Origin of the sequence: Mucilaginibacter gossypii (genome assembly GCF_900100945.1) — a bacterium.
In the GTDB taxonomy this organism is placed as follows: Bacteria; Bacteroidota; Bacteroidia; order Sphingobacteriales; family Sphingobacteriaceae; genus Mucilaginibacter; species Mucilaginibacter gossypii.
The window spans coordinates 638,502-661,766 of record NZ_FNCG01000002.1 but is presented as its reverse complement, the minus strand read 5'-3'; the positions used below and the strand labels follow the sequence as shown (position 1 = coordinate 661,766).

The 23,265-nt window shown below is 43.6% G+C and carries 19 protein-coding genes; 4 read left to right on the top strand and 15 right to left on the bottom strand.

The genetic code is table 11. The annotated features are described in order from the left end of the window. Nucleotides 1–421 precede the first annotated feature (421 nt). The gene (gene cynS / locus BLS28_RS06230; protein ID WP_091163451.1) at nt 422–865 is read right to left on the bottom strand and encodes a cyanase; all 444 of its coding nucleotides are present in this window, start codon (nt 863–865) and stop codon (nt 422–424) included. A gap of 204 nt (nt 866–1,069) precedes the next feature. After that, complete coding sequence (locus BLS28_RS06225) at nt 1,070–1,723, bottom strand: DUF5683 domain-containing protein (RefSeq protein WP_091163449.1); 654 nt, start codon at nt 1,721–1,723, stop codon at nt 1,070–1,072. A 279-nt stretch (nt 1,724–2,002) separates the two neighbouring features. Between BLS28_RS06225 and BLS28_RS06220 the strand changes: the two genes are divergently transcribed. After that, nucleotides 2,003–2,479, top strand: a complete 477-nt coding sequence (locus BLS28_RS06220; RefSeq protein WP_091163445.1) for a hypothetical protein — start codon at nt 2,003–2,005, stop codon at nt 2,477–2,479. A 93-nt stretch (nt 2,480–2,572) separates the two neighbouring features. Here BLS28_RS06220 and BLS28_RS06215 read toward each other — a convergent pair whose 3' ends face one another. From BLS28_RS06215 to BLS28_RS06170, 8 genes are all read right to left on the bottom strand, one after another. Further along, nucleotides 2,573–4,345 (bottom strand): hypothetical protein, encoded by a 1,773-nt coding sequence (locus tag BLS28_RS06215; protein ID WP_091163443.1) that lies wholly within the window; start codon nt 4,343–4,345, stop codon nt 2,573–2,575. Between the two features lie 139 nt (nt 4,346–4,484). Further along, a complete protein-coding gene (locus tag BLS28_RS06210) occupies nt 4,485–5,378 on the bottom strand; it encodes a flavin reductase family protein (protein WP_091163440.1) in 894 nt (297 codons plus the stop codon). Between the two features lie 86 nt (nt 5,379–5,464). After that, nucleotides 5,465–7,009 (bottom strand): carboxylesterase/lipase family protein, encoded by a 1,545-nt coding sequence (locus tag BLS28_RS06205; protein WP_091163437.1) that lies wholly within the window; start codon nt 7,007–7,009, stop codon nt 5,465–5,467. 681 nt (nt 7,010–7,690) lie between these two features. Next, the gene (locus tag BLS28_RS06190) at nt 7,691–8,983 is read right to left on the bottom strand and encodes an NAD(P)/FAD-dependent oxidoreductase (RefSeq protein WP_091163429.1); all 1,293 of its coding nucleotides are present in this window, start codon (nt 8,981–8,983) and stop codon (nt 7,691–7,693) included. A gap of 363 nt (nt 8,984–9,346) precedes the next feature. Then, the gene (locus BLS28_RS06185; RefSeq protein ID WP_091163427.1) at nt 9,347–10,486 is read right to left on the bottom strand and encodes an XdhC family protein; all 1,140 of its coding nucleotides are present in this window, start codon (nt 10,484–10,486) and stop codon (nt 9,347–9,349) included. A gap of 14 nt (nt 10,487–10,500) precedes the next feature. Then, a complete protein-coding gene (locus tag BLS28_RS06180) occupies nt 10,501–12,633 on the bottom strand; it encodes a xanthine dehydrogenase family protein molybdopterin-binding subunit (protein WP_091163424.1) in 2,133 nt (710 codons plus the stop codon). A gap of 40 nt (nt 12,634–12,673) precedes the next feature. Continuing rightward, nucleotides 12,674–13,666: an FAD binding domain-containing protein gene (locus BLS28_RS06175; RefSeq protein ID WP_091163422.1), complete on the bottom strand. Its 993-nt coding sequence runs from the start codon at nt 13,664–13,666 to the stop codon at nt 12,674–12,676. Further along, nucleotides 13,663–14,298 carry a (2Fe-2S)-binding protein gene (locus BLS28_RS06170; RefSeq protein WP_091163420.1) on the bottom strand — a complete coding sequence of 212 codons (636 nt, stop codon included), beginning with the start codon at nt 14,296–14,298 and terminating at the stop codon, nt 13,663–13,665. The genes BLS28_RS06175 and BLS28_RS06170 overlap by 4 nt, the downstream gene beginning before the upstream one ends. A 160-nt stretch (nt 14,299–14,458) precedes the next feature. On the opposite strand from BLS28_RS06170, the gene BLS28_RS30745 reads away from it, so the two are divergent. Further along, nucleotides 14,459–14,605, top strand: coding sequence for a VOC family protein (locus BLS28_RS30745; protein ID WP_176844383.1), 147 nt, complete (start codon nt 14,459–14,461; stop codon nt 14,603–14,605). A gap of 229 nt (nt 14,606–14,834) precedes the next feature. Here BLS28_RS30745 and BLS28_RS06160 read toward each other — a convergent pair whose 3' ends face one another. From BLS28_RS06160 to BLS28_RS06150, 3 genes are all read right to left on the bottom strand, one after another. After that, complete coding sequence (locus BLS28_RS06160) at nt 14,835–16,595, bottom strand: alpha-L-rhamnosidase-related protein (protein ID WP_091163415.1); 1,761 nt, start codon at nt 16,593–16,595, stop codon at nt 14,835–14,837. Between the two features lie 519 nt (nt 16,596–17,114). Further along, the gene (locus tag BLS28_RS06155) at nt 17,115–17,588 is read right to left on the bottom strand and encodes a Dps family protein (RefSeq protein WP_091163413.1); all 474 of its coding nucleotides are present in this window, start codon (nt 17,586–17,588) and stop codon (nt 17,115–17,117) included. A gap of 349 nt (nt 17,589–17,937) precedes the next feature. Beyond that, the gene (locus BLS28_RS06150) at nt 17,938–18,387 is read right to left on the bottom strand and encodes a GNAT family N-acetyltransferase (protein WP_091163410.1); all 450 of its coding nucleotides are present in this window, start codon (nt 18,385–18,387) and stop codon (nt 17,938–17,940) included. Between the two features lie 345 nt (nt 18,388–18,732). Between BLS28_RS06150 and BLS28_RS06145 the strand changes: the two genes are divergently transcribed. Continuing rightward, complete coding sequence (locus BLS28_RS06145) at nt 18,733–18,999, top strand: CHC2 zinc finger domain-containing protein (RefSeq protein WP_129570681.1); 267 nt, start codon at nt 18,733–18,735, stop codon at nt 18,997–18,999. A gap of 237 nt (nt 19,000–19,236) precedes the next feature. Beyond that, entirely contained in the window at nt 19,237–19,716 is a 480-nt protein-coding gene (locus BLS28_RS06140; RefSeq protein WP_091163405.1) for a hypothetical protein, read from the top strand. A 174-nt stretch (nt 19,717–19,890) separates the two neighbouring features. Here BLS28_RS06140 and BLS28_RS06135 read toward each other — a convergent pair whose 3' ends face one another. Continuing rightward, complete coding sequence (locus tag BLS28_RS06135; RefSeq protein ID WP_218134360.1) at nt 19,891–20,646, bottom strand: SGNH/GDSL hydrolase family protein; 756 nt, start codon at nt 20,644–20,646, stop codon at nt 19,891–19,893. Then, nucleotides 20,643–23,105 carry a glycoside hydrolase family 95 protein gene (locus tag BLS28_RS06130; protein ID WP_256337356.1) on the bottom strand — a complete coding sequence of 821 codons (2,463 nt, stop codon included), beginning with the start codon at nt 23,103–23,105 and terminating at the stop codon, nt 20,643–20,645. Before BLS28_RS06130 ends, BLS28_RS06135 begins: the two co-directional genes overlap by 4 nt. Between the last annotated feature and the right edge of the window lie 160 nt (nt 23,106–23,265).

Genomic DNA, 23,265 nt, shown 5'->3' with positions numbered 1-23,265 from the left:
ATAGTGCTTCTTTCCTTGCATGTCATTAAGATACTAAAAACCAGTATCTTAACATAAATTATTATAAAATAACTGGCGCGTTGTGCAACGGCCACGTGCCGCGTGTTCCTCTCAACTGGTCACAAATCTAATTAGGTGAAGTTGCAAATTCGTCAAAAATCCTTTCAAAGCAAACGGACAAGGTACAAGCGACACGCGTGCACCAGCAATTGGAGGTATAGTGCTTTTTATCCTTTCTTTTTTCAACATTATAAATGTCCATCCTCCACAGGCGTTCTCGATTACAGCCCATATTTAAGTAAAAAAATGATCGGCAAGTAGTACACTATCGAATTCTATTGAGGGGATGTAATCATGTCCCCAACAAGTCGAAGTTTAGCAGTTGTATAACTCCAACCAAGGCAAAGAAAACATTGTTAGTTTACCACTTCTTAAACGGCAGAAACTTGCCCTCCATAATCACCTTAACGCGGTCGCCGGCAGGGTTTTCAACCTTGCTGATATCCATGGTAAAATCAATGGCGCTCATGATTCCGTCGCCAAACTGTTCGTTGATGATAGCTTTAAGGGTTGTGCCGTAAACCAACAGCAATTCATAAAAACGGTATTGGGTAGGGTCTTTAGGCGGCATTTCATCTAAGGAACCTCTATCGGGGATCTCCTGCAGGGAGGTTACAAGTTCTGCATCCAGATCAAGCAGTTCGCCGATCTTTTCGGCTTCGTGTTTTTCCATTACAGCCTGCCCGTGCAACGCAAGGGTTGTCCAAACTAAGCTTCTGCTGATGGCATTGGCCAATTCCTGGTATTTAACCTGCTTGTTTTTGATCTGACTGATGATGATTTGAGTTGCGGTTGTCCTGTTCATTTTGCGCTTCTTTTTTAAATACAAAATTAACAGGCAACCTACTATGAACCATGGCGCTTTTCGGACAAGTAATGGTATTAATCAACGATTTTGATAGTTTGTAATGCTATTCCAAATTGGCGCGAATATGCAGCGCAGGGCAAAAGGGTAGCGTACTCGTGACTTTTTAATATAAGTTTTACTGAATCGCTTTTAAACAACTTATCAGAAGCTACAAATTACTTTAATACCCGGAATATATTTAAAGCCGGCATGCTGTGCATATACCCGTTGATTTATAACTTGGGGAGTTGCCCTGAATGATAGATTATTATCAACTGAATAAGAATGCAGGAACTTCGCATCAATGTATGCATCAATTGCCTGGATGCCCCAAACTGCCAGAAAACCCATTATACTCAAATCCCTGTTTCTTCTTGAATTCTCCCGTACATCGCTCAATCGGGCATCAGAAACCTGATAATCCCTGAAAAGAACATATCGGTCGTAATAGGGGGCGCCGGGGCTTGGCGGATCACCCTGACGATATCGCGATATAGTGAGATATTCATTGTATTGATGTTGGTTATATATTATTGCCGAGGCCAGGAGTCCCAGGCCACCATAAATCAACGGCACTTTCCACCATCTGCGGTTATAGACCTGTCCATAACCTGGAATCATAAAAGAACGCATAACTGCCTTGTGCGGGATATGGGAACTATCCGGATGATATATTCTCTCTCGTGACTGATAAATTTTGGGTGCAAAAGAAGCAGATCGGGATCGAACAGGCGAATGTTTTTTTGATGTATCGGTTATGCCGGTTTCTATCCTATCTAAGGTTTGAGCGCTGATGATAGATGATAAAAAGCTCATCAAGAAAAGAATTAGCAAAAATTTCAGCATGGATGATTTGTGACTTGAAGTAAGGTTCAGATTTGTAACTAAGCTTATTAACGATTTAATTATAACTTATGATATTATTTTTATTATTTTTATTATTTCTTTTAAAATGATAAAAAGCACCTGAAACATGGCTGTCGCAGTGGTTGGTTAAACTCCCCTTGGCTGGTGCTCATGTGTAGCACGTTCTCAACACTAACTATCTTATAGTTCATGGTGTTTACACGCACAATTTCTACCTTTATAAATACCATGCTAATCCACAAAGAAGTCAAAGATCGCGAACTCTACGTATACATGAACGGCAAACTCATCTACAAAAGATGGCTTGATACAGGGGCATCAAAAGTATTTGATGTTATGGCTTATGATAAATATACTCTTGCGAGTATCAGGGAAATAAAGCAGGAAGAACACCAACTAATTTCTGTTAAAGCTTTAATAAAGCTAAAAGCAACCAAAGATGGCGGAAGACGAACAGGGATATTAAGCGGATACCGGCCCAATCACGTTTTTGAATATAACAAAGATGGCAACAGGTTTGAAACATACATCGGGGATATTAGGTGGGATGATGGGTTTACAATTGAGCCCGGTGAAGAAAAAGCAGTAACTGTAAGATTCTTTTTAGGTTGGAAAATAGAGCACTACTTAAATATAGGCAGAAAATGGTGGATACACGAAGGGCCAAGATGCGTTGGAGAAGCGGAATTGATTGAATTTTTATAAAATTAATCATAGCATACGCTGCCTTTAATTGGTGCACAGGTGCCGCCCCCCCAGCTCTTGCGGCAGCGGGGGATTTTATAGGCTAATCCCCCGTTACCTCGAAATATTAAAACTACCGCTTATCTCCACCACCTCACCGGGCGCCCCTACCGAAAAATTGAGATTAGTTTTAGTTTTAAACGTTCCCTCAATTAAGGTGTCGCTCGTTTTATATTTTGTGATCTGGGTAGTACCACGTTCGTAAAGCCCCCACGTCATGGTGTAATTATTTGAAGGTATAGAAAAGCCGCAGGTATACAAATCAACTTTCCCCCCTTTAAAGCCAAGATAAGTCAGAAGAAAGCCCTGTGTTCTGTCGGCACTGTGCGCAGAGATCATGGTTGTCGGGCTACCATTCCAGGGTTCAAAAGTCTCGCTCATCGACAGGCTATCTTTAGGCGTTTCAAACGTATAGGTTTTTCCATTTACATTTATTGTTACCTTACCAGCTTGCGGTACAGTACACAATGAAGCCAAATAGGCATTTTTAATGCCGGCCCTTATCGGGTTATTGCTGTTTTGATGAATAATTTTGTTTTGCTCATCATAAACAACCAATTTACCATTGTAACCATTGAACTGGCACAGAAGGAAGGTAAACTTAAAATAGCCATTGTTATCAAGATTACTCAGCATCTTTTTGCCGTTAAAAGTAAACTCGGCCCTGCCCTTCACGCCGTTAAATCCGCAATCTTCTATTTTACCCTCAAAGGTGGTTATGTATAGCGCCAAATTAACAACCAGTGGTTGCTCCAATTTTTTATCGACCGCAATTGGCGGGATTAAAAAGGCGTTCAACATATCATAACATGGCGATGCTACGGCTGTACGTATTTGTGTATTGGCCGGCACGTAAATTAATGCAACGCCTTTCGAGTTAATTCTTACGCCCGAAAAACTATTAACGGCGTAATTATCTATACCGCAACCAAGCCTAAAAAAGCTGGCCGGGTTTGAATTGCCATCCGTTACATAAGCCCTGAGCAAAGCTTGCGGATAAGCTGTGCCCCATTGCAAATAGGATAGGCTTGTTGTGCTACCGGTAAAATATTGTCCGTTCAAGGTAGCGTCGCCGGCTTCTTTCCAGATATCATCGGCTTCGTCGTAACTCCATATCTTTATTGGGTTGCTTTTGTTAATGTAAACATATCGCCAGTCAATTTTATAGGTATAATTAACCGGCTTTACCAGTTTAAGCAGTTGCCCCGTGTTGCCATAAACCTGCACATTCATCCCGCCCCAATGGTCTAACACAACTTTCTGATTCGTTGCCGTTAAAGCCCTGGTATCCCCCGGCAATTTATCCGCATATTCGCTAATGATATTGGGAGGCATTTTTACGGTCACGTTTCCATTATAGGCACTTCCGTCTTGGTTAACAAAGCTATTAGGCTGAAAAACCAGCGTAGCGTAGGTAGTGGTAATGGTACCGCCGCTTGCCGATCCGAAACTTCCGACGGTTTGTTCCAAAACTAAAAGGTAAGAGAGGTTTTCTATCGTACTATTCTCTTCCAGGGTAAAGGTTTTACTGAATTTGAAATACCCTTTTTTAGATATCGAAAGTTTTACCTTATCAGCGTTACTTACTTTGCCGGTATACTCAAACAAGCCGGAAGCTGAAGTTGTGATTTTATGTCCATCTATAGTAACATCCACTCCTTCGGCCGCGGAGCCATCAGGGTTTTTTATATCACCTGATAGTCCAATTTCTGCCGCTCCCGGACCGGGTGTAAGTGCTGGTATTATTTCTTTTGCGTTTTCTCCTTTTCTACATCCATAAAAAAATAAAACAGCAAAACACAGTATGATAAGGCGGTTTAGTTTCATGCTCAAAAATAGCTAATATCCACCTTACTATAAAAGCCAATTACTATTATGCTGTCAATTCCCGTTGCCGTAAGTACTCACTACCGCTTACGGTAGCATTGACTTTTATAAGCTAATCACCTACAGGCACAAGCGTAACCTACATCAGCAACACTTTCCATGCATCCGTTACACGGCCGTTATCTAACAATTGTTTGGCTTTTAAATGCAGGTGCAGGGTGTGAGTGTCACTGGTGGCAGCATCAACCAGTTCTTTCATTTCATCGGTTTTGCTAAAAGCGTTTACCTCCTCATGTGATGGCAGCGCTTCAACAAGCCCCAATATCCCAAGATCATTCCCGGTTAATACTTTGGAATATTTAACCTCTTTTGGAAAAGCATCTACACCGATACCTATTCCGGCGCTGCCTGTTGGTTTGGAAATTTTAAATAAATTATCACCGGTTACCCTGCAATACCAATCGCCACCTAAACGGGCCACCAGATCTATTTTATGCGGGTCTATTTTATCATTAGCATCCAAAATAGCTTCGCTGATATGGATCCGTTTCACCTCAGCAATAACCAAATTACCCGCGCCCCCGTTTTTTCCTAACGATATCACATCATTCACTGCACATTCCAATTGAACGGTCGACTCCGCCACCCTCGGTGGTTTTACCGTATCCGAAGCCAGTTCAGTAAAGCCCGCTTTCGCAAATTCGTTTACCCCTTTTTTGTAATCCATACTGGTTAAATAGGTCTGTTGCACCATATCATAGTTCACAATATTGATCACACATTCAGGCACTTCCAAAACATTTTCGAGCGTGTGTTTAGTGGTATTATCCCGCGCCCTGCTTGTGGGCGAAAAAACACATATTGGCGGGTTGATACTAAAAACATTAAAAAAACTAAACGGACTTAAGTTAACCCCGCCGCTTTTGTTGATAGTGGATACAAAACATATTGGCCGGGGAGCAATGGCATAGTGCAGATAAACCTGCATTTCGGCCGGTGTCAGTGATGTTGCATCAATAGTTCTTAACTTCATTCAAGTTTTATTTAAAGCTTAATCGGACTAACAGCTATTTTCTTTGATCCGGTACCTGCCATTTACGAGGAGCCGGGCGCTCCGGTTTACTTAACACCGGCCTGGCCATCCGGCGAACGCCTCCATCTGAAATAAGCATCCAATACTTTCAGCGACGCAAGGTCCGGAACAGGGCCGGTATGCGCCGTTTGGGAAAAGTACATTACTGCCGGACGGGCGGGGCTGTAGGCCGGCCATTCGGGCTTTCCGTCACCATTGGGGTCGCCATACTTTGCAAAGTTTGTCCAGTAAGTACTCATTGCATCCGAAATATCAAGGTCTGCTTTAGCCTGCGCACCTGATACATTAAGCAGGCCGAACACATAAGCCACTTCCTGTGCATGCGGCGATCCATAACCTGCCTGCGAGGAACCTGCCGGATACTCGGGGTGTTGATCAAAATAATAATAAAAAACCTTGGATTTGCCCCTTTTTGCCTGTAATGTAGCCCAGCTCCAGGTATGCCAGCCAAACGCTGCATCACGTGTTAAGTCGCGCGCGGTTTTGGCTACCGTACCGGTGCCGGGCGGATAAGCCTTAATAAGTTCATCGGCGAATTTTCCATAACGGTTTTTTACTGCGGCGATATAGTCATCCGTAGTTTTAGGCGGCGAAAAACTGGCCCCTTCATCAGAGTTATAACCAACCAGTATTGGTATGTCGTTATACTTACCGGATTCGTAGAGCTTATATTGATCATCGGGAATCACCCAGCCATCAACAATGGGCCATGCAAGCCCGCGTACGGCGGGGAGCTTATCAGCATCAACTTTTCGCAAACTGTCAATTGAGGGATACCCGGCACCTTTAGCATATGCTTCGCCGGCAGCTTCGGCATCATGCAGCTTTTTCATATTTTCGCCCGGAAATGTTGTGGTACGCGTTGGGCCAAATGAGCCCCCGCTTTCGGAAATGGCCCCGCGAAACAGTCCTTTAGCCAGTGGGCTTGCACATAACATACTAACCGCGATGCCTCCTGCCGACTCGCCAAAAATAGTTACCTTGCCAGGATCGCCTCCAAAGGCTGCAATATTTTGTTTAATCCATTTAAGTGCTGCTATCATATCAAGAAGGCCGTAGTTACCGGATACTCGTTTGGGGCTTTCGGCGCTCAATTCAGGATGCGCCAAAAATCCAAGCTGGCCCACGCGATAGGCGATACTTACCAGCACCACATTTTTTTTCGCCAGATTGGCACCGTTATAAGCCCATTCGGCAGTGCCGCCGGCATTGAAAGCACCGCCGTAAATCCATACAAGGACCGGAATTTTGCTATCGGGTGATTTAGCAGGTGTCCAAACGTTCAGGTACAAGCAATCTTCACTTTTTCCCGACACAGGGTTGCCCCCTTGCATAGGTTCCGGGGCAAATTTGTCGGCCAGGCGCACACCATCCCATTTTGCGGCGGGTTGCGGAGGGCACCAGCGCAATTTACCAACCGGAGGAGCGGCAAATGGAATACTTTTATAAACTGTGAGGCTATTTTCAAAAGTACCCTGCAGCATCCCTTCATTTACCTTAACGGGAGCCGGTTGTGCATTGGCAGTCAGCATAGTAAATACTGAAGCAAGCATATAAATTAAACGTCTCATAAAATTGCGATTGGTTGGCTCAAAACTACCATTAAACTGCTAAATCTCAATTGTGCGAACAAGTATTTTACCATGCTGGTACGCGTTTCGCGGGTATGTTTAAACTAATATCAGATAAAGCACATGCGGCATATGTGCAGCGGCAATAAAAGTACTCAGGCCTCAGGGCCGACGAAGCGAAGCTTCGTCATATACACAGAAAAGCGCAAAGCTAATCTTCCCGGCTTTAAGCAATGGTGGCAGTACTTTGTCACCATCAAGATTTCGTCAACCGGTCTTATCAAAAAACATAAAAAGAAGCACAAAAATACACTCAAAATCAGCCACCGTTGGATTAAGGGTGAAACACCTAACAAATACCCAAAAAAGTTTTAAATACTGATTATCAATAATTTAACTGTGTTCCACACAAAAACACAAACCTCTGATTATCAACGAATAACATTTTTATCCCGTTCCGTTATTTTTCACTTAAAAAATGGAACACATGGATTTTCAAAAAAAGGAGCACCGGGCTTTTTTCATTTTTTTTTCGGGAATCAAAAAATTGGGACACCTCATTTGTTACAATGCTCCCGGCCATAAAGGCGCTTGCTCATTATTTGAGAAACGAAAAAGGGGCAGCAACCTGCACCAGGCGCTGCCCCTTTTTTGTATAAGCAAACCATTTAATACAGACGATTAATCTGCCCGGCTCTGCCCGCTCCCGAATATCATCCTTAGTGCCTGATCACGTGTTAAAAAGGCTACAGCCCAGTTATACAAAGTTTTAATTTTATTATTATAATTCACCAACGACATTAAGTGGATAAATAGCCATACAAATAAAGCCGCAATACCACTAAGGTGTACCTTGTGCTTAAACAGGTCGACCACGGCATTATGCCGGCCAACAATGGCCATATCTCCCCTATCGAAATACTTAAATGGTTTTATGGCTTTGCCTTTTGCCATGGCTATAAAGTTCTTGGCAGTATTGCGTCCCATTTGTATGGCAACCTGTGCCAGTTGCGGGTGCCCTTTGGGATAAACCGGATCGGTTATTTGCACGCTGATATCGCCTATGGCATATACATCTTCAAGGTCTTTAACCCGGTTATATTCATCAGTGATCATGCGGCGGCCTATGCCTAAACTACTCGCAGGGATCCCCTCAAAAGTATTGGCAATGATACCGGCAGCCCAAATCAGGGTTTTGGCTTCAAGTGTTTCACCATCGGCAAAGGTTATCACACCATTATTAAAATCGTTTACATGGGCATTTAATTTAACTTCAACACCCAACTCAATCAGCGCCTGGCGGGTTTCCTTGTGGGTTTTATCACTCATGGGGGCAAGCAAATCAGGGCCGCCATCAACTATGTAAATTTTACCTTTGGCATTCATTAGCTCGGGGTAATCCTTTTTCAGGATATAGTTTTTCATCTCGGCAAGCATACCAGCTACTTCAACACCAGTTGGACCGCCCCCGGCAACTACTATGGTTAAAAGCTTTTGACGCTCTATTGGATCGGTAGTAATGGCTGCCTTTTCCATTGTTTTAATAAGGCTGTTACGCATTCGGAGCGCGTCGTTAATTTCTTTAAGGGAGATGGCATTTTGTTTGATACTCTCAATCCCGTAAAAATTTATACTTGCACCGGCCGCGAAAACGAGGTAATCATAAGATAGCTCGCCATTACTCAAATAAAGAATCTTTGCCGCAGGATCAACCTTAACCACGGCTGCCATACGGAAACTCAATCTTTTATCCCTGAAAAGCTTACGGAAGGGATAGCTGATACTTGATGGTTCAAGGAAACTGGTTGCTACCTGGTAAAGCAGCGGTGTAAAATAATTGTAGTTATTTTTATCAACCAGGGTAACATCATAATAATTGTTTTTATATAGCTGCTGTGCAATGTTAAGCCCGGCAAAACCGCCGCCAACAATTACTATCTTTTTTTTGCCGCTTTGGGGTGTTATACTTGTCATGATACTTAATATTTTATAGGCAGGTAAAGCAGGATCAGGTTCCGATCTGAAAAATATTCCGGCTTCATTTGCCTCGTTTTTCTACCATGAATTTACTGAAGTTTATGGCAACCGGCCTCATCTTAGTTTAAATATTACACACTTAAAAACTCAACCCATTCCTCTGCATTACCTCACCTATGCGATACAAAATTGCGCAGTAATACCTGATTAAAAATGGCTAAAGCTCTGATGTTTTGGTCTATTTTACGGTTTGAGATAATTAATGATTGCGGTATGACAAATCGCAACCAAAACGGTTAATTCGGGAGATATTGAAAAATTATCAGAAGTATATAATAAAAAAGAACGGATACCTGACGGCTACTTAACCAGGTATTGAAGATTAGAAATATGAATGGGCGCGGGTTTATATTTCAATGAATATCCCTGGCGTGCTGATAATACCGCTTTAATTTCAGACATAATCGATAAGGCTATCTCTTCGGCCCCCTCTGCGCCTAAATCCAAGCCTACCGGGCCATAGATGTTGTTCATTTGTGCTTCGCTAATAGATATGCCTGCATGTTCAACTTCTGCCAGCATACGTTCCAATTTCTTTTTGGGGCCGAGGATGCCGATATAGGGTAACGATGTCGGTAATAGTTCTTTAAGCAGCGCTATCTCATAGTTATAATTGTGGGTCATCATAACCATAGCCGTGCGATCACCGATCTTTATATGTGATAATACCTCAGCCGGTTTGGCAGTTACAATATTTTGAGCAAACGGGAACCGTTGCTTAACGGCATAATTAGGCCGACCATCTATCACGGTAATATTCCAACCTAAAACCGCAGCTATTCGTGTTAAAGGAATTGCGTCGTTACCTGCCCCCACAATCACGAGCGAAATCACAGGTTTAATATGTTCTACAAAAGCAGTATACTCGGTATCAGCTTGGTAAAACCGTATTTCTGATCGCTGTTCCTCCAGTACCCTTTCAGCATCACTTACCAAAGCAACCTGGTATGGCAGATGCTCGGAATGGCTTATCGTAAGTTTATCTTCGGTAAGGCAAAGGCACGTACCGGGCTGCGCCGCTTTTCTGTCTTTAATGGAGAATACAGTTGCAAGTACGACATGCTGACCATTGCTGACGATATTTTTCAACAGACTAATTGGGTTATTGATATCGCTGGTTATGGGTTCAATAAGAATATGGATAATACCGTTGCAACCCAATCCTACGCCCAGCTTGGCATCATCATCGTCGGTAGTATCATAGGTTACCAGTAAAGGTTGTTGCTGCAGGATCACCAGTCGGGCTTTGCGTAGGGCATCGCCTTCCAAACACCCGCCGCTGATGGCGCCGGTAAGTTGCCCGTCCTCAGTAATCAGCATACGTGCGCCGGCCCGACGATAGGCAGAACCTTCCACCAATACAACAGTAGCCAGTGCAGTTTTTTTTCCCAGTGCATGTGCCTCATCATAGGCAGCAACAATATCAATGATCTCTTTCATCAGCAGCTTTACAGCTATATCAGTTTGTCGGGTGTTATGGGCAATTCCCTTACCCTTTTGCCCGTAGCATTATAAATGGCGTTTGCCAAAGCGGGAGCTACCCCTATCAACGAAATTTCGCCAATACCTTTGGTGCCTACCGGGTTTAAAACCGGATCGGGCTTATCAATAAATATAGCTTCTATCTGCTGGATATCGGCATTTACAGGCACGTGGTAATCAGCAAAGTTACCATTAATATAGCGCCCGTAGCGATTATCAAAAACAGCTTCTTCAGTCATGGCCATGCCTACACCGCCAACCGCGCCGCCAATCATCTGGCTGCTGGCGGTTTTGTGGTTAACTATTTTTCCGGCATCAACACAGGCTACAATCTTTTTGATCTTTACCTGCCCTGTAAGCGGGTGTACATGCACTTTGGCAAAATGCGCCGAAAACGAGTACATGGAATATTTTTGCGCTTCGGGATTGCCTTTTGATTCTTGTGTAAGCTCAACCGACGGCATATTGTTTTGCTTTAACACAGCAACGTAATCAATAGGCTCCATACTATCGGCGGGTTTGCCGGCCATAATGTACAGTTTCTGTTTCAAAGCCACACACACATCATGTACCGCCGAACCAACAGATGATACCGTTGCCGACCCACCCTGCGTTGGCGCATTAGGAAAAGCCGAATTGCCCAGCTCAAACGTGATCTTATCCGCAGGGATTCCCAAAGTATCAGCAGCTATCAATACCATTGATGTGCCGGTGCCCGGGCCGATATCGCTCGTGGCACTCTGAATGTTCACACTGCCATCGGCCGTCAACTTTATTTTAGCCACGGCATTGCCCCGGTATGCGCCAAACGCACCGCAGCCTATCCCGTAGCCTACCAGCCATTCGCCCTCTTTATTGGCGCCGGGTTGGGCTTTACGATCAGCCCAGCCTATGGCCTCGGCCCCTTTCTGGTAACATTCCTTTAGGTATTTGCTCGACCATGGCTTGTTCCGTTCAGGATCAGTATCGGTATAGTTTCTTAGTCTTAACTCTATGGGATCGAGGTTAAGCTTGTAAGATAACTCATCCAGCGCCGATTCAAGTGCGAAAGAACCTGTAGCCTCTCCCGGACCACGCATAGGCGCAGGCACACCGACATTTAAAGGCACTACCTTGTAGAGCGTATTTACATTAGGACTGTTATATAAAAACTGCGATACATTTACCGCCCCTTCAGTAAATTCTTCATAAACGGCTGTTTGCGAATGCGATTCATGGGTAATACCAATCAGCTTACCATCGGCAGTAGCGCCCAGTCCTATTTTTTGAATGGTTAAAGGGCGATATCCTACCTGCGTAAACATCTGTTCGCGGGTGAGTGTAAGTTTAACCGGGCGTTTTACCAGTTTAGCTGCCTGTGCGGCTGCAATTTCATGCGGCCAGGTACGTAACGAAGAGCCGAAAGCTCCACCAACAAACCTCGAATTGATCTGCACATTATCGGGGTTAAGTCCGAACGCCGCAGCAATGGATCGCTGGGAGCCTTTTACGCCCTGCGATTTGGTATACAGTGTAACCTTATCATCCCCATCCCAAAACGCGGTGGTAACGTGCAATTCCATAGGGTTATGTACTTCTGTAGGAAGCAGATATTCCTCCTCAACCACTACCGGGGCATTTTTATAGGCATTTGCCTCACCGCGCACATAATCTTTATAATTACCTTTTTGCGGGGTTACCCCTTTATCTATGTTTTTATGAAAATCAGTTTCAAAAGGCTCAGTATTGTAAGTTGCTTTAACCAGGCATGCCGCATAGGTAGCCCGTTCAAAGGTATCAGCAACTACCAACGCAATGGGTTGCGAGTTAAAGTAAATCTTATTATCATTAAATAACTTAAGCCCGCGTACCGGCCTTTCTGCGCCGGCCTGGTAGCCCGGTACTTTTGGCGCATTAAATGGCGTAATGACAGCAAGCACTCCCGGTGCACGCTCGGCAGCCCTGGTATCAAGTGCAGTTACCGTACCAGAAGCAATAGTTGCCGATACCAGCACCCCATAGGTGAGGTTGGGGACTTTATACTCACCGCTGTATTTAGCTCCGCCGGTTACTTTTAACCGGCCATCAACACGGCTTAAGGAATCGCCAATTGCGTCTTTTTTCATGAAGATCAGTATTAAATCTATTAGCTAAATAGTCGTTAATTTATGATGCAAGGCCGGTGGCCAATTTTAAGGATTGTACAATAGCATTAGGTGCAAGCTTTAACTTAAACTTATTGTACTCATAAGCTTTAGCACCCTGCATGGCAATTTGCGCGGCCTGCTTAAAATTATCTTCAGTAATAGCTTTACCTTTTAAAAATATTTCGGCAGCGGTTAAACGCCATGGCTTATGTGCCACCCCGCCCATGGCCAGTCTTGCACCTGTAATAGTATTATTTTCGATATGCAAAGCGGCAGCCACCGAAACCAGGGCAAAGGCATATGATGTACGGTCGCGAATCTTTAAATAGTAAACATGCTTGTTATAAGCAGATGATGCTGCGGGCAAATCAACTGAAGTGATCAACTCGCCTTTTTGCAAGGTATTATCAAGTTCCGGATGATCGCCTGGCAAGCGGTGAAAATCACCAATATTAATGGCTCTCGGGCCTTTTACACCCGTTACGTGGATGGTGGCATCCAACGCGGCCATCGCCACATTCATATCACTGGGGTTAACAGCAATACATTTATCGCTGGCGCCAAAAAGGGCATGCATACGATTAATCCCTTGCAATGCTCCACAACCGCTTCCGGGAGTACGTTTATTGCAAGGCATAGCAGTATCAAAAAAATAAGGACAGCGGGTACGTTGCATAAGATTGCCCCCAACGGTAGCCATATTGCGCAACTGCGGCGAAGCACCGGCATTGATGGCCAGCGCCAGCAACGGGTATTGCGCCTTTATATAAGCGTGCTCGGCAACCTCGCTATTGGAGGCTAAAGCACCTATGTGTATACCTGTAGGCGTTCTCTCTATCTTTTTAAGCGGGAGGCGGTTAATATCAATCAACTTGTCCGGTACTACCAATCCCATTTTCATCATATCAACCAAGTTGGTTCCGCCTGCCAAAAAGTAGCCGTTTGGTTCTTTTGCCAATGATTTAATGGCAACAGCCGTTTCGGCTGGTCGTGTGTATTGAAACTGGTTCATACCATACCTCCTTTAACTTCCTGAATAGCCTTAACAATATTGGGATAAGCGCCGCAACGGCAAATGTTACCGCTCATAAATTCCCTGATCTCTGTTTCAGATCCGGTATGTCCTTCTTTAAGCAAAGCCACGGCCGACATGATCTGTCCTGATGTACAATATCCGCACTGAAAACCATCGTGCTTAATAAAAGCCTCCTGCATGGGATGCAGCTCTTCCTCTTTGGCAAGGCCTTCAATAGTAGTTATCTTTTTACCATCATTTGTCAATGCAAGGCTTAGGCACGAGTTAATGCGTACGCCATTTACATGCACTGTACAAGCGCCGCACTGGCCGCGGTCGCAACCCTTTTTGGTACCCGTAAGGTCGAGGTATTCGCGCAGCACTTCCAGCAGGGTCACACGCGGTTCAACCATCAATTCATGTTTTACACCGTTCACCTCCAGGTGCAGGGCTTGCTTTTCAAAAACGCCGGCAAATTTCTCATCCCATTGGTTTTCGGCCGCTTTAACTACAGTACCCGGTGTTAAGGCAATGGCCGTTAACAGCGATGTTTGCTTAAGAAAATCACGGCGCGTTCCGTTTGAATTGTCTTCGCCGTCGGTTGGAGTGAAGGGCTTTGTTGTAGACATAGGTACAGCGATTTATAATTACACCAAGATAGCACTTTTAATATCAATAACTCCGTAACAAATTTGTTTTGAACAATGAAAAATCCAATTATTCAATCACCGCGCTTTTAATATTTCTTCTAACAAAAGTTTAGGGCTAACTTTAAGCAAATACTTCACAATGAAAATGATCCCGCTTTTTAAATGCCGCGATTTACGACAAGCCGTCGGTTTTTACACCAACGTGCTTGATTTCAGGCTCAAATACCCTGAAGCCACGGCTGATGACGGCGTTATTGACCTAATAAGCGAATTTGGAGAGATGTAGTTAACCGTATATGAAAGCGACCGCTTATTTGGTTCGGTGGTAAATGTTTGGGTTAATGATGTGGATAGCCGGTTTACATATTACCTATCCCGCGGGTTGGATACCTCAGTTAAAAAAGAATCGCCCGTTCACCAGGGACCAACCGACCAAACCTGGGGAACGCGCGAGTTTTATGTTACGGATACTGACGGCAATACTTTACGGTTTTGCCAGCGGCAACGGTAGATATTTATTGGACCACCTTAACTTCCGCGGGCGCATTAATTGTGGTTTTTACTTTACCATCAGCCTGCTTAACATGTTTAATTTTCACAATACCATATGGTGTTGGATAAGTTCCTTCGGCAAAGCTCAGATCGCCCAAATGGGGTTCAATCTTAATTACCTTACAACCTGGCGCAATTATCTTTACACCCAGCACATACTCAGTTAACCACGGTGTTGGCCCTGATGCCCAGCCATGCGAAAGACTATGCCTGAAACCTTTATAACAATAAGCGCCATAATCACCATGGATATCTTTTTTACCATCGGGCACCAACTCATCTATCCGCGAAGCGTTGGGCAGCCAGTCGATATTAAAATCTTCCCAAAAAGTAGTAGCGCCAAGGTTCAGCATCGGGCCCCAAAAGTTGCGGATAGCGTCAATGCCACCCTGGTAGTCGCCGGCTTTGGCTTTGGTCAACAGCATATAATAACCAAAAAACGTTGAGTAATTGTGTATTCCCTCTTTAGAAAGAATATCGTTTGCTTTTTCGGCAGGGAGTAAACCCGATAAGCCCAATAAGGCTGCCGCCTGTTTTGAACCGCTGGCATCCGGCACATTGGTTTTTAGTTTAGCAACCGCGGCTTCGCATTTTTGGGAGGTGGCCTGATCATTCAATATTTTGCAGAGTTCGGCACCGGCATTCAGGGTCATCACCAGCATGGCCTGTAAACCCGCATGAATAGCAGGTTTGTTTTCGCTCGATGGCCAGTCCAAAAACCGACCGGCGCCGTCCAACTTTTCGCTGCCGTTTGCATCAACCTGTACAGCGTACTGATTCAGCAACTTTACCAGGTAAGCTTTCTGCTGCTGCAGATATTTCAAATTACCGGTGTACATATACCAATCGCGTTGGATTAGGATCCACCACATAGAATAAGATACCATACCGTTCATATAGTCGGGCAAAGGGGTAATGTCCCGTGCCAGATCAAGGCTCTTTGACACTACCGGATTATCGCCAAATACAGCGGCAATGGTTGATGTTTCGGGATGCATATCGCCTACCCAAACCAGCCTGTCGCGTTTAATACCGTCCCAAAGATAATCCTGCATATTGAGGTGTACGGTGTACGCACCGGTAAGCCATATTTTGTTAAGCAGCGTATCACTGCATTTAAATGAGCCGAGGTAAGGGATATCGCGGTAAACAAAAATAGCCCTTGCTTCTTTCAGCTTAAGTTGACTGTTATCATCCAGCAAATCGATCCGTACAAAGCGAAAACCGGTGTTACCGATTTCCAGCTTACCCAACCATGGCAGGGACATAATCATATCGCGCATAGCGTGGTCGTTAGTAGCACCTTTTATGGTATCGATGTTTGACATAGCTTCGCTTGCCGATTCGCCAAAACGGATACGCACCCTCACCGGCTTGCCACCCCTTGACTGATCGGTTACCAATTGCAAACCGCCGTGCAATTCCCTACCAAAATCAAGCAATAAACCGGGCTTTCCCTTTTCATCACTTTGAAGAATGCACAAGTCATTACCTGAAAGATCGGCTTGTCCATCACCTTGCTTCAGCAGTTTTTCGGCATTGATAATATTGGTAGCTGCATTCGGCGATTTCCAAAGAATGCGGACCGGTGAAAGATATTTCCTTACCGTTTCTGTAGATTGCGCTTCGGCAGATCGCTTAGCATCAAAAACCGGAGGAAGCTTTTGGGCCTGACAGATAAAACAGATGATGGTTAGTGTAAGTATGCCGATGATTTTCTTCATGTGAAAATATCTTTTTGTCTGTTTTTAAAATTCCGCTCTTGAGAAAGAGCCCAATGGAAAATACTGCTGTAAAGGCGTATTTCGCACTGCTTTATTAGTTGCCGGTTAATCACAGTCTTTTTTATCGAGTCAAGGTCTTTAACCGCACCTTCTTTAAAGATATTACCGGAGATTAAATACAAATGAGACAGATTTATCGTGAAAGCTGGTAAGTTTATAATTAAACAATACTAACGCTTTCATCATGATCTGGCATCCTGTACTATCTTTTTTTAATACATTATACTATCGATGGTATTAACGCTCTCCTTTGGGGGGCTTACTTCAGAACAAGTAAGCAATGCACTGAAGGTGCAAAAGGTTTACATGGCAATAGGATTATCATCAACAACTAACTTACCTTGAGCAGGCTGAATAATATTGCAGGGATAATTATTTTACTTTCGGCTCAAATGATCTTCCGTTTGCATCCGGAAGATCATTTGAGCCGAAAGGTGTTATTTAAACGGGGAGATCATTTTATCTAAAGTGCGACCTCAGCATCCAGGCCATGCCCTCGTGTGTTTCCATCAAGCCGGTAATAAAGTCGCTGGTACCGGCGTCATTAAACTGATTTGCGAAGGGATTGATATTACCGCGTATGAACTCGATGATACTTTCATGGTCTTCAAGCAATTCTTTCAAAAAGCCAGCGCTATCGTTTTTGTGATCGAGCCTTTCGGTTAAATGAGTAAGTTGCAACAACTGGGTTAAAGTAGCTGGTGCGTAATGACCTATCTTACGGATACGTTCGGCCACGCTGTCCATAATTTCATCAAGCTCGTTGTATTGCTGTTCAAAAAACACATGCATTGAATGAAAGTCGGGGCCTTCAATATTCCAGTGAGCATTACGGGTTTTGGTGTACAGTACAAATTCGTCGGCTAATAATTTGGCTAACTGATCTGAAACGGCCTGGCGGTCTGCTTCATTAATTCCGATGTTTGTTTTCATGATATATGTAATTTGTGATTGTTATTCTTGTTATAACTTATTCATATTTTGGCAGATGCCTATACACGCTGAACTGTCTTTTTACGGCGCCAATATAACGTAAATGCGGTTACCCAAAAGTAAAAAATCAACGGCATAGGATGATCATGGTATGTGTATGACAAATCCCAACCAATAGATGACAGTACAAGCGTGATAAACACCATCGCCTCGCAGATTATGACTTTCATGCTATGTAGTTTTTTTGGAAGTGTCATCATACAATTTAATCAGTAACACATTTACAACTGCATCAAATTAGTAAAGCGGGCAACAATAATCATCAGTGCTCTTTTCAGGTAGAGATCTGTCAGGACAGGATCATTTCAATATGGTCGATACCATCTTCATCATAAATTTCACCATCAATTTTAAAGCCCGACTGTTCATAAAACTTGATAGCATAGTACTGTGCCCCTATCCGGATAGGCACATCTCCATAGATCTTTTTAGTTTGATCGATGGCGGCCTGGGTTAGTATTTTACCTACACCCGTACCGCGTACTTTTTTGCTGCTAACTATACGCCCAATTGATGCTTCGGCATATGATTTACCCGCGGGTACAATACGGGCATAGGCCACCAGTTCCTGATCATTATCAAACAATAACAGATGGTGGCAAGCGTAGTCTTTATCATCGGTGTCTAAAAACACACAATTTTGTTCAACTACAAATACCTCGCTCCTGAGCTTTAGTAATTGGTACAGCTCGGTAACGGTTAAATCATTAAAAGCTTTGCAAATTTGAGTGTAGTTCATGGTGTTTGATTTTTCTCTCGCAAAGCGCAAAGTCTTTTTGCCGATTTGCTTGTGTGGCTAAAGTAGATATTTCTGAGAAAAGCAGAAAGCATGGCCAGTTACTAAAAAAAAGTCATACCGAACTTGTTTTGGGAATGCGCGGGGCAAGCAATCTGTTAAACATCCATCAACTTAGCATGTGGGCTGCTAAATAAAATGATGCCCAGTTGCTACGTAAATTACCACATGTGATAAAGAGGCATTACTTTGTCCCGTGGGAATAACTTTTTTTTCAACAATCCCTTATTGCAACCTGGTAAAAAATTATTTTCGCAGCCTGATAAATTAATCATTCTATCGCCCAACATGTCTGCATCTCATTCCCTGTTGCCGGTACAGGCCGATCTTGTACGAATTGTTTCAAAATATGTGTTGCTTGAAGAAAGCCGGAGAAATTTAAAAGGCCGCTGTCCTTTCCATAAAGACCAGGCAACCTCCCTGATGGTGTCGCCCGAAAAAAATATTTTTCAATGCTTTGGCTGCGGTAAAGGCGGCGGCCCTGTTGAATTTGTAATGGCCATTGAACACAAAACCCGAGAAGAAGCTATTCAGCTGATAGCAGAAAGTAATTAAGTTTTACAAAAGCGGATCAGGCTTACCCGATCTGCTTTTGTAGTACTAAAGCTTTTTCTTTAAAATCAAAAACAAAGCCAGTGATAAAGTTTATTTGTGCTACGAACTAACCGACCAACAGCCTGTTTGATATTTTTTTAGAGCTTTTATTTACAATTCTATTATTACCTTAACCAATAATTGCGTGAAGACAGTTTTTTGGTTAGCTCTTGGCAACGAAATGTACAATAAACCACAATGAAAACGACTCTTTTGTTTCCTTTAACCATTTTACTGCTATTCTCCTGCTCCGGGCAATCTCATAAACGATCTAATATAGATGAATTTTACACAGCAAAAGGAGAATGGGATTCAGCCAGGTTACCATTCATTAAACCTTATGAAGCAATAATTGTAACTAAAGAATCAGGATGGGGAATGAATCTGGAAGGCATAGATGGGGATACAGGCTTTTCTCACATTAAAAAAGCAAATGTTATAGATGGCGTAATTCTGGTTTATTACACTAATTCAATTCTTCATGGAAATTATGTTAAAGAAGGGTGGTATGTTGTGGTTCCAGCAAAAAAAATAGAGCGGGGTTTTTCAACCCATAAGAAATATCTAAAATATTTAGAAAGCATTCACATTTCAGCAGAACCAATTCTTTATGATATTGAATCTATTGCTGATTACTACGAATATCATGATATCATAGATTGGAAAAAGATTCATTAATTTCTACGCCGTTGTTAGTGTTCGGAAGAAGAGATTTGGGTTGGAGATAGTGGTTAAAAAGTCATGTAAAGAAACGGCGAGACAATCTCGTAGCTGTACAAATTGGACATGCATTGACTATGGGATTGCCACGCTATACTCACAACGAGTTTTTGTATCGTAAAACGGCAAAAATCAATACAGCTTTTTAACCGCCTTCATCCATTCCCGGGCAATGAGCTCATGCCCTGCCGGCATGGGATGAACACCATCCCAGATCCAATGCTCAGCATTGGCTTTTTGTAAAGCTTTATTAAACACCTCCTGCAAAGGCACAAAAATGGCGTTAAATTTTGATGCAAGTGATTTAACTATAACCTGTCGCTTTTGAACTTCGGTTGTCCAAAGCTCCGGGTTCTTGCTTACCATACCAACGGGTAAAATAAAAGGCTCTAACATGATCAGCTTAACATCGGGTAACGCAGCTTTAGTTTGTGTTAACAGCCTATCATAAGCATTGCCGAAATCGTCGGCGGTTGCTTTATGGCCCTGCATTATTACCCTGTGCACATCGTTAATGCCTATTAGTATGCTTAATACATCGGGCTTAATATCCAACGTATCTTTTTGCCAGCGTGATGCAAGATCATTTACGGTATTACCACTGATGCCCCGGTTAAAAAACTGGTAATCACGGCCGGGATAGTCAAAATTAATACGGGCAGTTATCAAATAAGCGTAGCCCTGACCGTAAACATGGTTCCAGTCTTTATCGTAACTGCGGCCGCCGTCGGTTATCGAATCGCCCTGGAAAAGAAAAGTTTTTCCAATGCCATCATCTGGCAAATAATCATCATTCTTTGCTGATGCTGATACCAATTCCGGTGCTGCCATTGCTGCTGCGCCCGCCAGCGATGCTTTCTTTAAAAAGTCTCTCCTGCTGTTGCTCATATGCTGCTTACTAATTGATATGATTTGCCTTTTTCTGTATTGATCACCAACTCATACCCCTCTTTTACTTTAACAGGAGTAGCATTTAAACCTTTAACTGTCAGTTTGGATTTAGATATAATATGGCAGGTGCCGCCTGTTTTTGATAACACTTGGGCGGTCACAACCTTGCCCGCTGCCCATTTCATGTCAACTACAAATGCGCCTCTGGCTACCAAACCTTTAATTTCACCATTGGCCCAGGCATCGGGCAATGCAGGTAGCAGGTGTACATTACCATCCTGGCTTTGCAGCAGCATTTCGGCCAAACCAGAGGTACCACCAAAGTTACCATCTATCTGGAACGGCGGGTGGGCATCAAACATATTTGGATAGAGACCCCCACCCTCGCTGTAGTTGTAACCGCTTTCGCCGGTTAAGCGCAACAGGTCGCGGTAAAGTTTGTAGGCATGGTTACCATCTCTTAACCGGGCCCAAAGGTTTACTTTCCAGGCCAAGCTCCAGCCGGTACTTTCATCACCGCGTAACTCTAACGATCTTTTAGCCGCCGCTGCCAGTTCTGGGTTTACAGCTATCGAAATTTCATTAGCCGGGTAAACCGAATATAAATGCGATACATGGCGGTGATGCGGGTCAGGCGATTCCTGGTCTTTGTACCATTCCTGCAATTGGCCTTTACTGCCTATCTGATACGGGATCAGTTTAGCTTTTTTGGCGATAAGCGAATCCCTGAAAGCTGCATCAACGCCCAGTACCTTAGTTGCTGCTATCAGGTTATCAAACAGATCGCGGATGATACCCATATCCATTGTAGTAGAAACAGAAACATCCCCGGTTTTACCCTCAGCATAAATAAAATCATTTTCGGGCGACATAGAAGGTGCAGTTACCAAATGGCCCTGACCATCGGGCACTAACCAATCAAAAGTAAATTCGGCGGCGCCTTTCATTAAAGGGTAAGCTGTATTTTTTAAAAACGCTTTATCGCCGGTATATAAATAGTGCTCCCAAAGATGACGGGTTAGCCAGTCGCCACCCATTGCCCAGTTTGCCCATTTAGGGTCGCCATGACCAAGGTCGCCTACGGGGTTAGCCAAAGCCCAGATATCTGTATTATGGTGGGTTACCCAGCCCTTAGCATGGTAGAAATCTTTAGCAACACCAGCGCCCGTTTCCGACAATCCTTTGATCAACTCAAATAAAGGCTGGTGCATTTCAGACAGGTTACAATCCTCTGCCATCCAGTAGTTCATTTGCACGTTGATGTTGCTGGTATAGTTTGAGCTCCATGGTGCACGTAATTCTTTATTCCAGATGCCCTGAAGGTTAGCAGGAACGCCCGGTGTTCTGGAGCTGCTTATCAACAGGTAACGGCCATATTGAAAATATAAAGCTTCAATGCCAGGATCAGTACCATGATTCTTATTGTAAAGCGCAAGTCGTTCATCAGTAGGCAATTCGGCATGACTGCCCTTGTTATCGTTAATTTTAAGGCTTGCCCTGTTAAAAAAACGATGATAATCGGTCAGGTGGGCGGCGAGCAACTGTGCATAAGGTTTGGCAGCAGCTTTATCAAGGTATTTGGCCGCAACCTTTTCGTCGCCATCAGGGCATTGGTTGTATGCTTTAAAACTGGTGGCTGCGGTAACGTACAGCGTTAAACTTGATGCCCCTTTTACGGTGATCCCGCTTGTATCGGCAGTTATTTTACCATCACTGCTTACGGCCTTTGCCAACACCTCATACCGCATACCTCTGCACTTATCATCATCATCATAAACTATCGGATTTTTTGAATCAACATAGCTTGGCTCAACATGCGCCGGAGCTTTACCGCTAAGCTGCAATACATTTTTATTCAGCACCTCTTTTTGAAAACGAAGCTGGCTGCTCGTATTTATTTTAAGGTTTAACTGTTTAGCCTTATCAGCCGTAAACCGGATAACAATTACCTTATCAGGTGCCGAAGCAAAAATTTCGCGTTTATAGTTTATATCGCCAACGGTATATTTTGTTGTGGCAACAGCATTCCCGATATTCAGATCGCGGTAATAGCTGGTGCTGTTACCACCATTATATGATTGTTTGATATGCAGATCGGCCATAGGCAAGAAGCTTTCAGAGTATAAGCCCTGCATCTTTTGCGTTAGCTCATGTGCCCTTTGATATTCCCCTTTAAACAACGCTTCCCTTACCTGGGCCAAGTATTGAAATGCACCGGGATTTACATTTTGCTTCACCGGTCCACCCGACCATAGGGTAGATTCATTGAGTTGCAGCAACTCATCATCAACGCCACCAAAAATCATGGCTCCTAATCTGCCGTTGCCTATCGGCAAAGCTTCTGTCCACGCTTTTGCGGGCTTTTTATACCATAAAGTATTGTTTTGCGCGTTTGCGTTTGGCGCAATCAATTGCATGCATAGCGGTAAAACTACAAACAGGAGTGTTGTTTTCAAGCCTTGGTTCATAAATAGGTTAGAATTGTTTTTACAAGTATACCAATGCAACAGCTATAAAAAATAATGCTTATTGGCATTTTAATATACAAAAACGGGGTACAGCAAAAAAAACCCGCCTTGCGGGCGGGTCTTCCTTAGTAAATTTCAGCAGTTATAG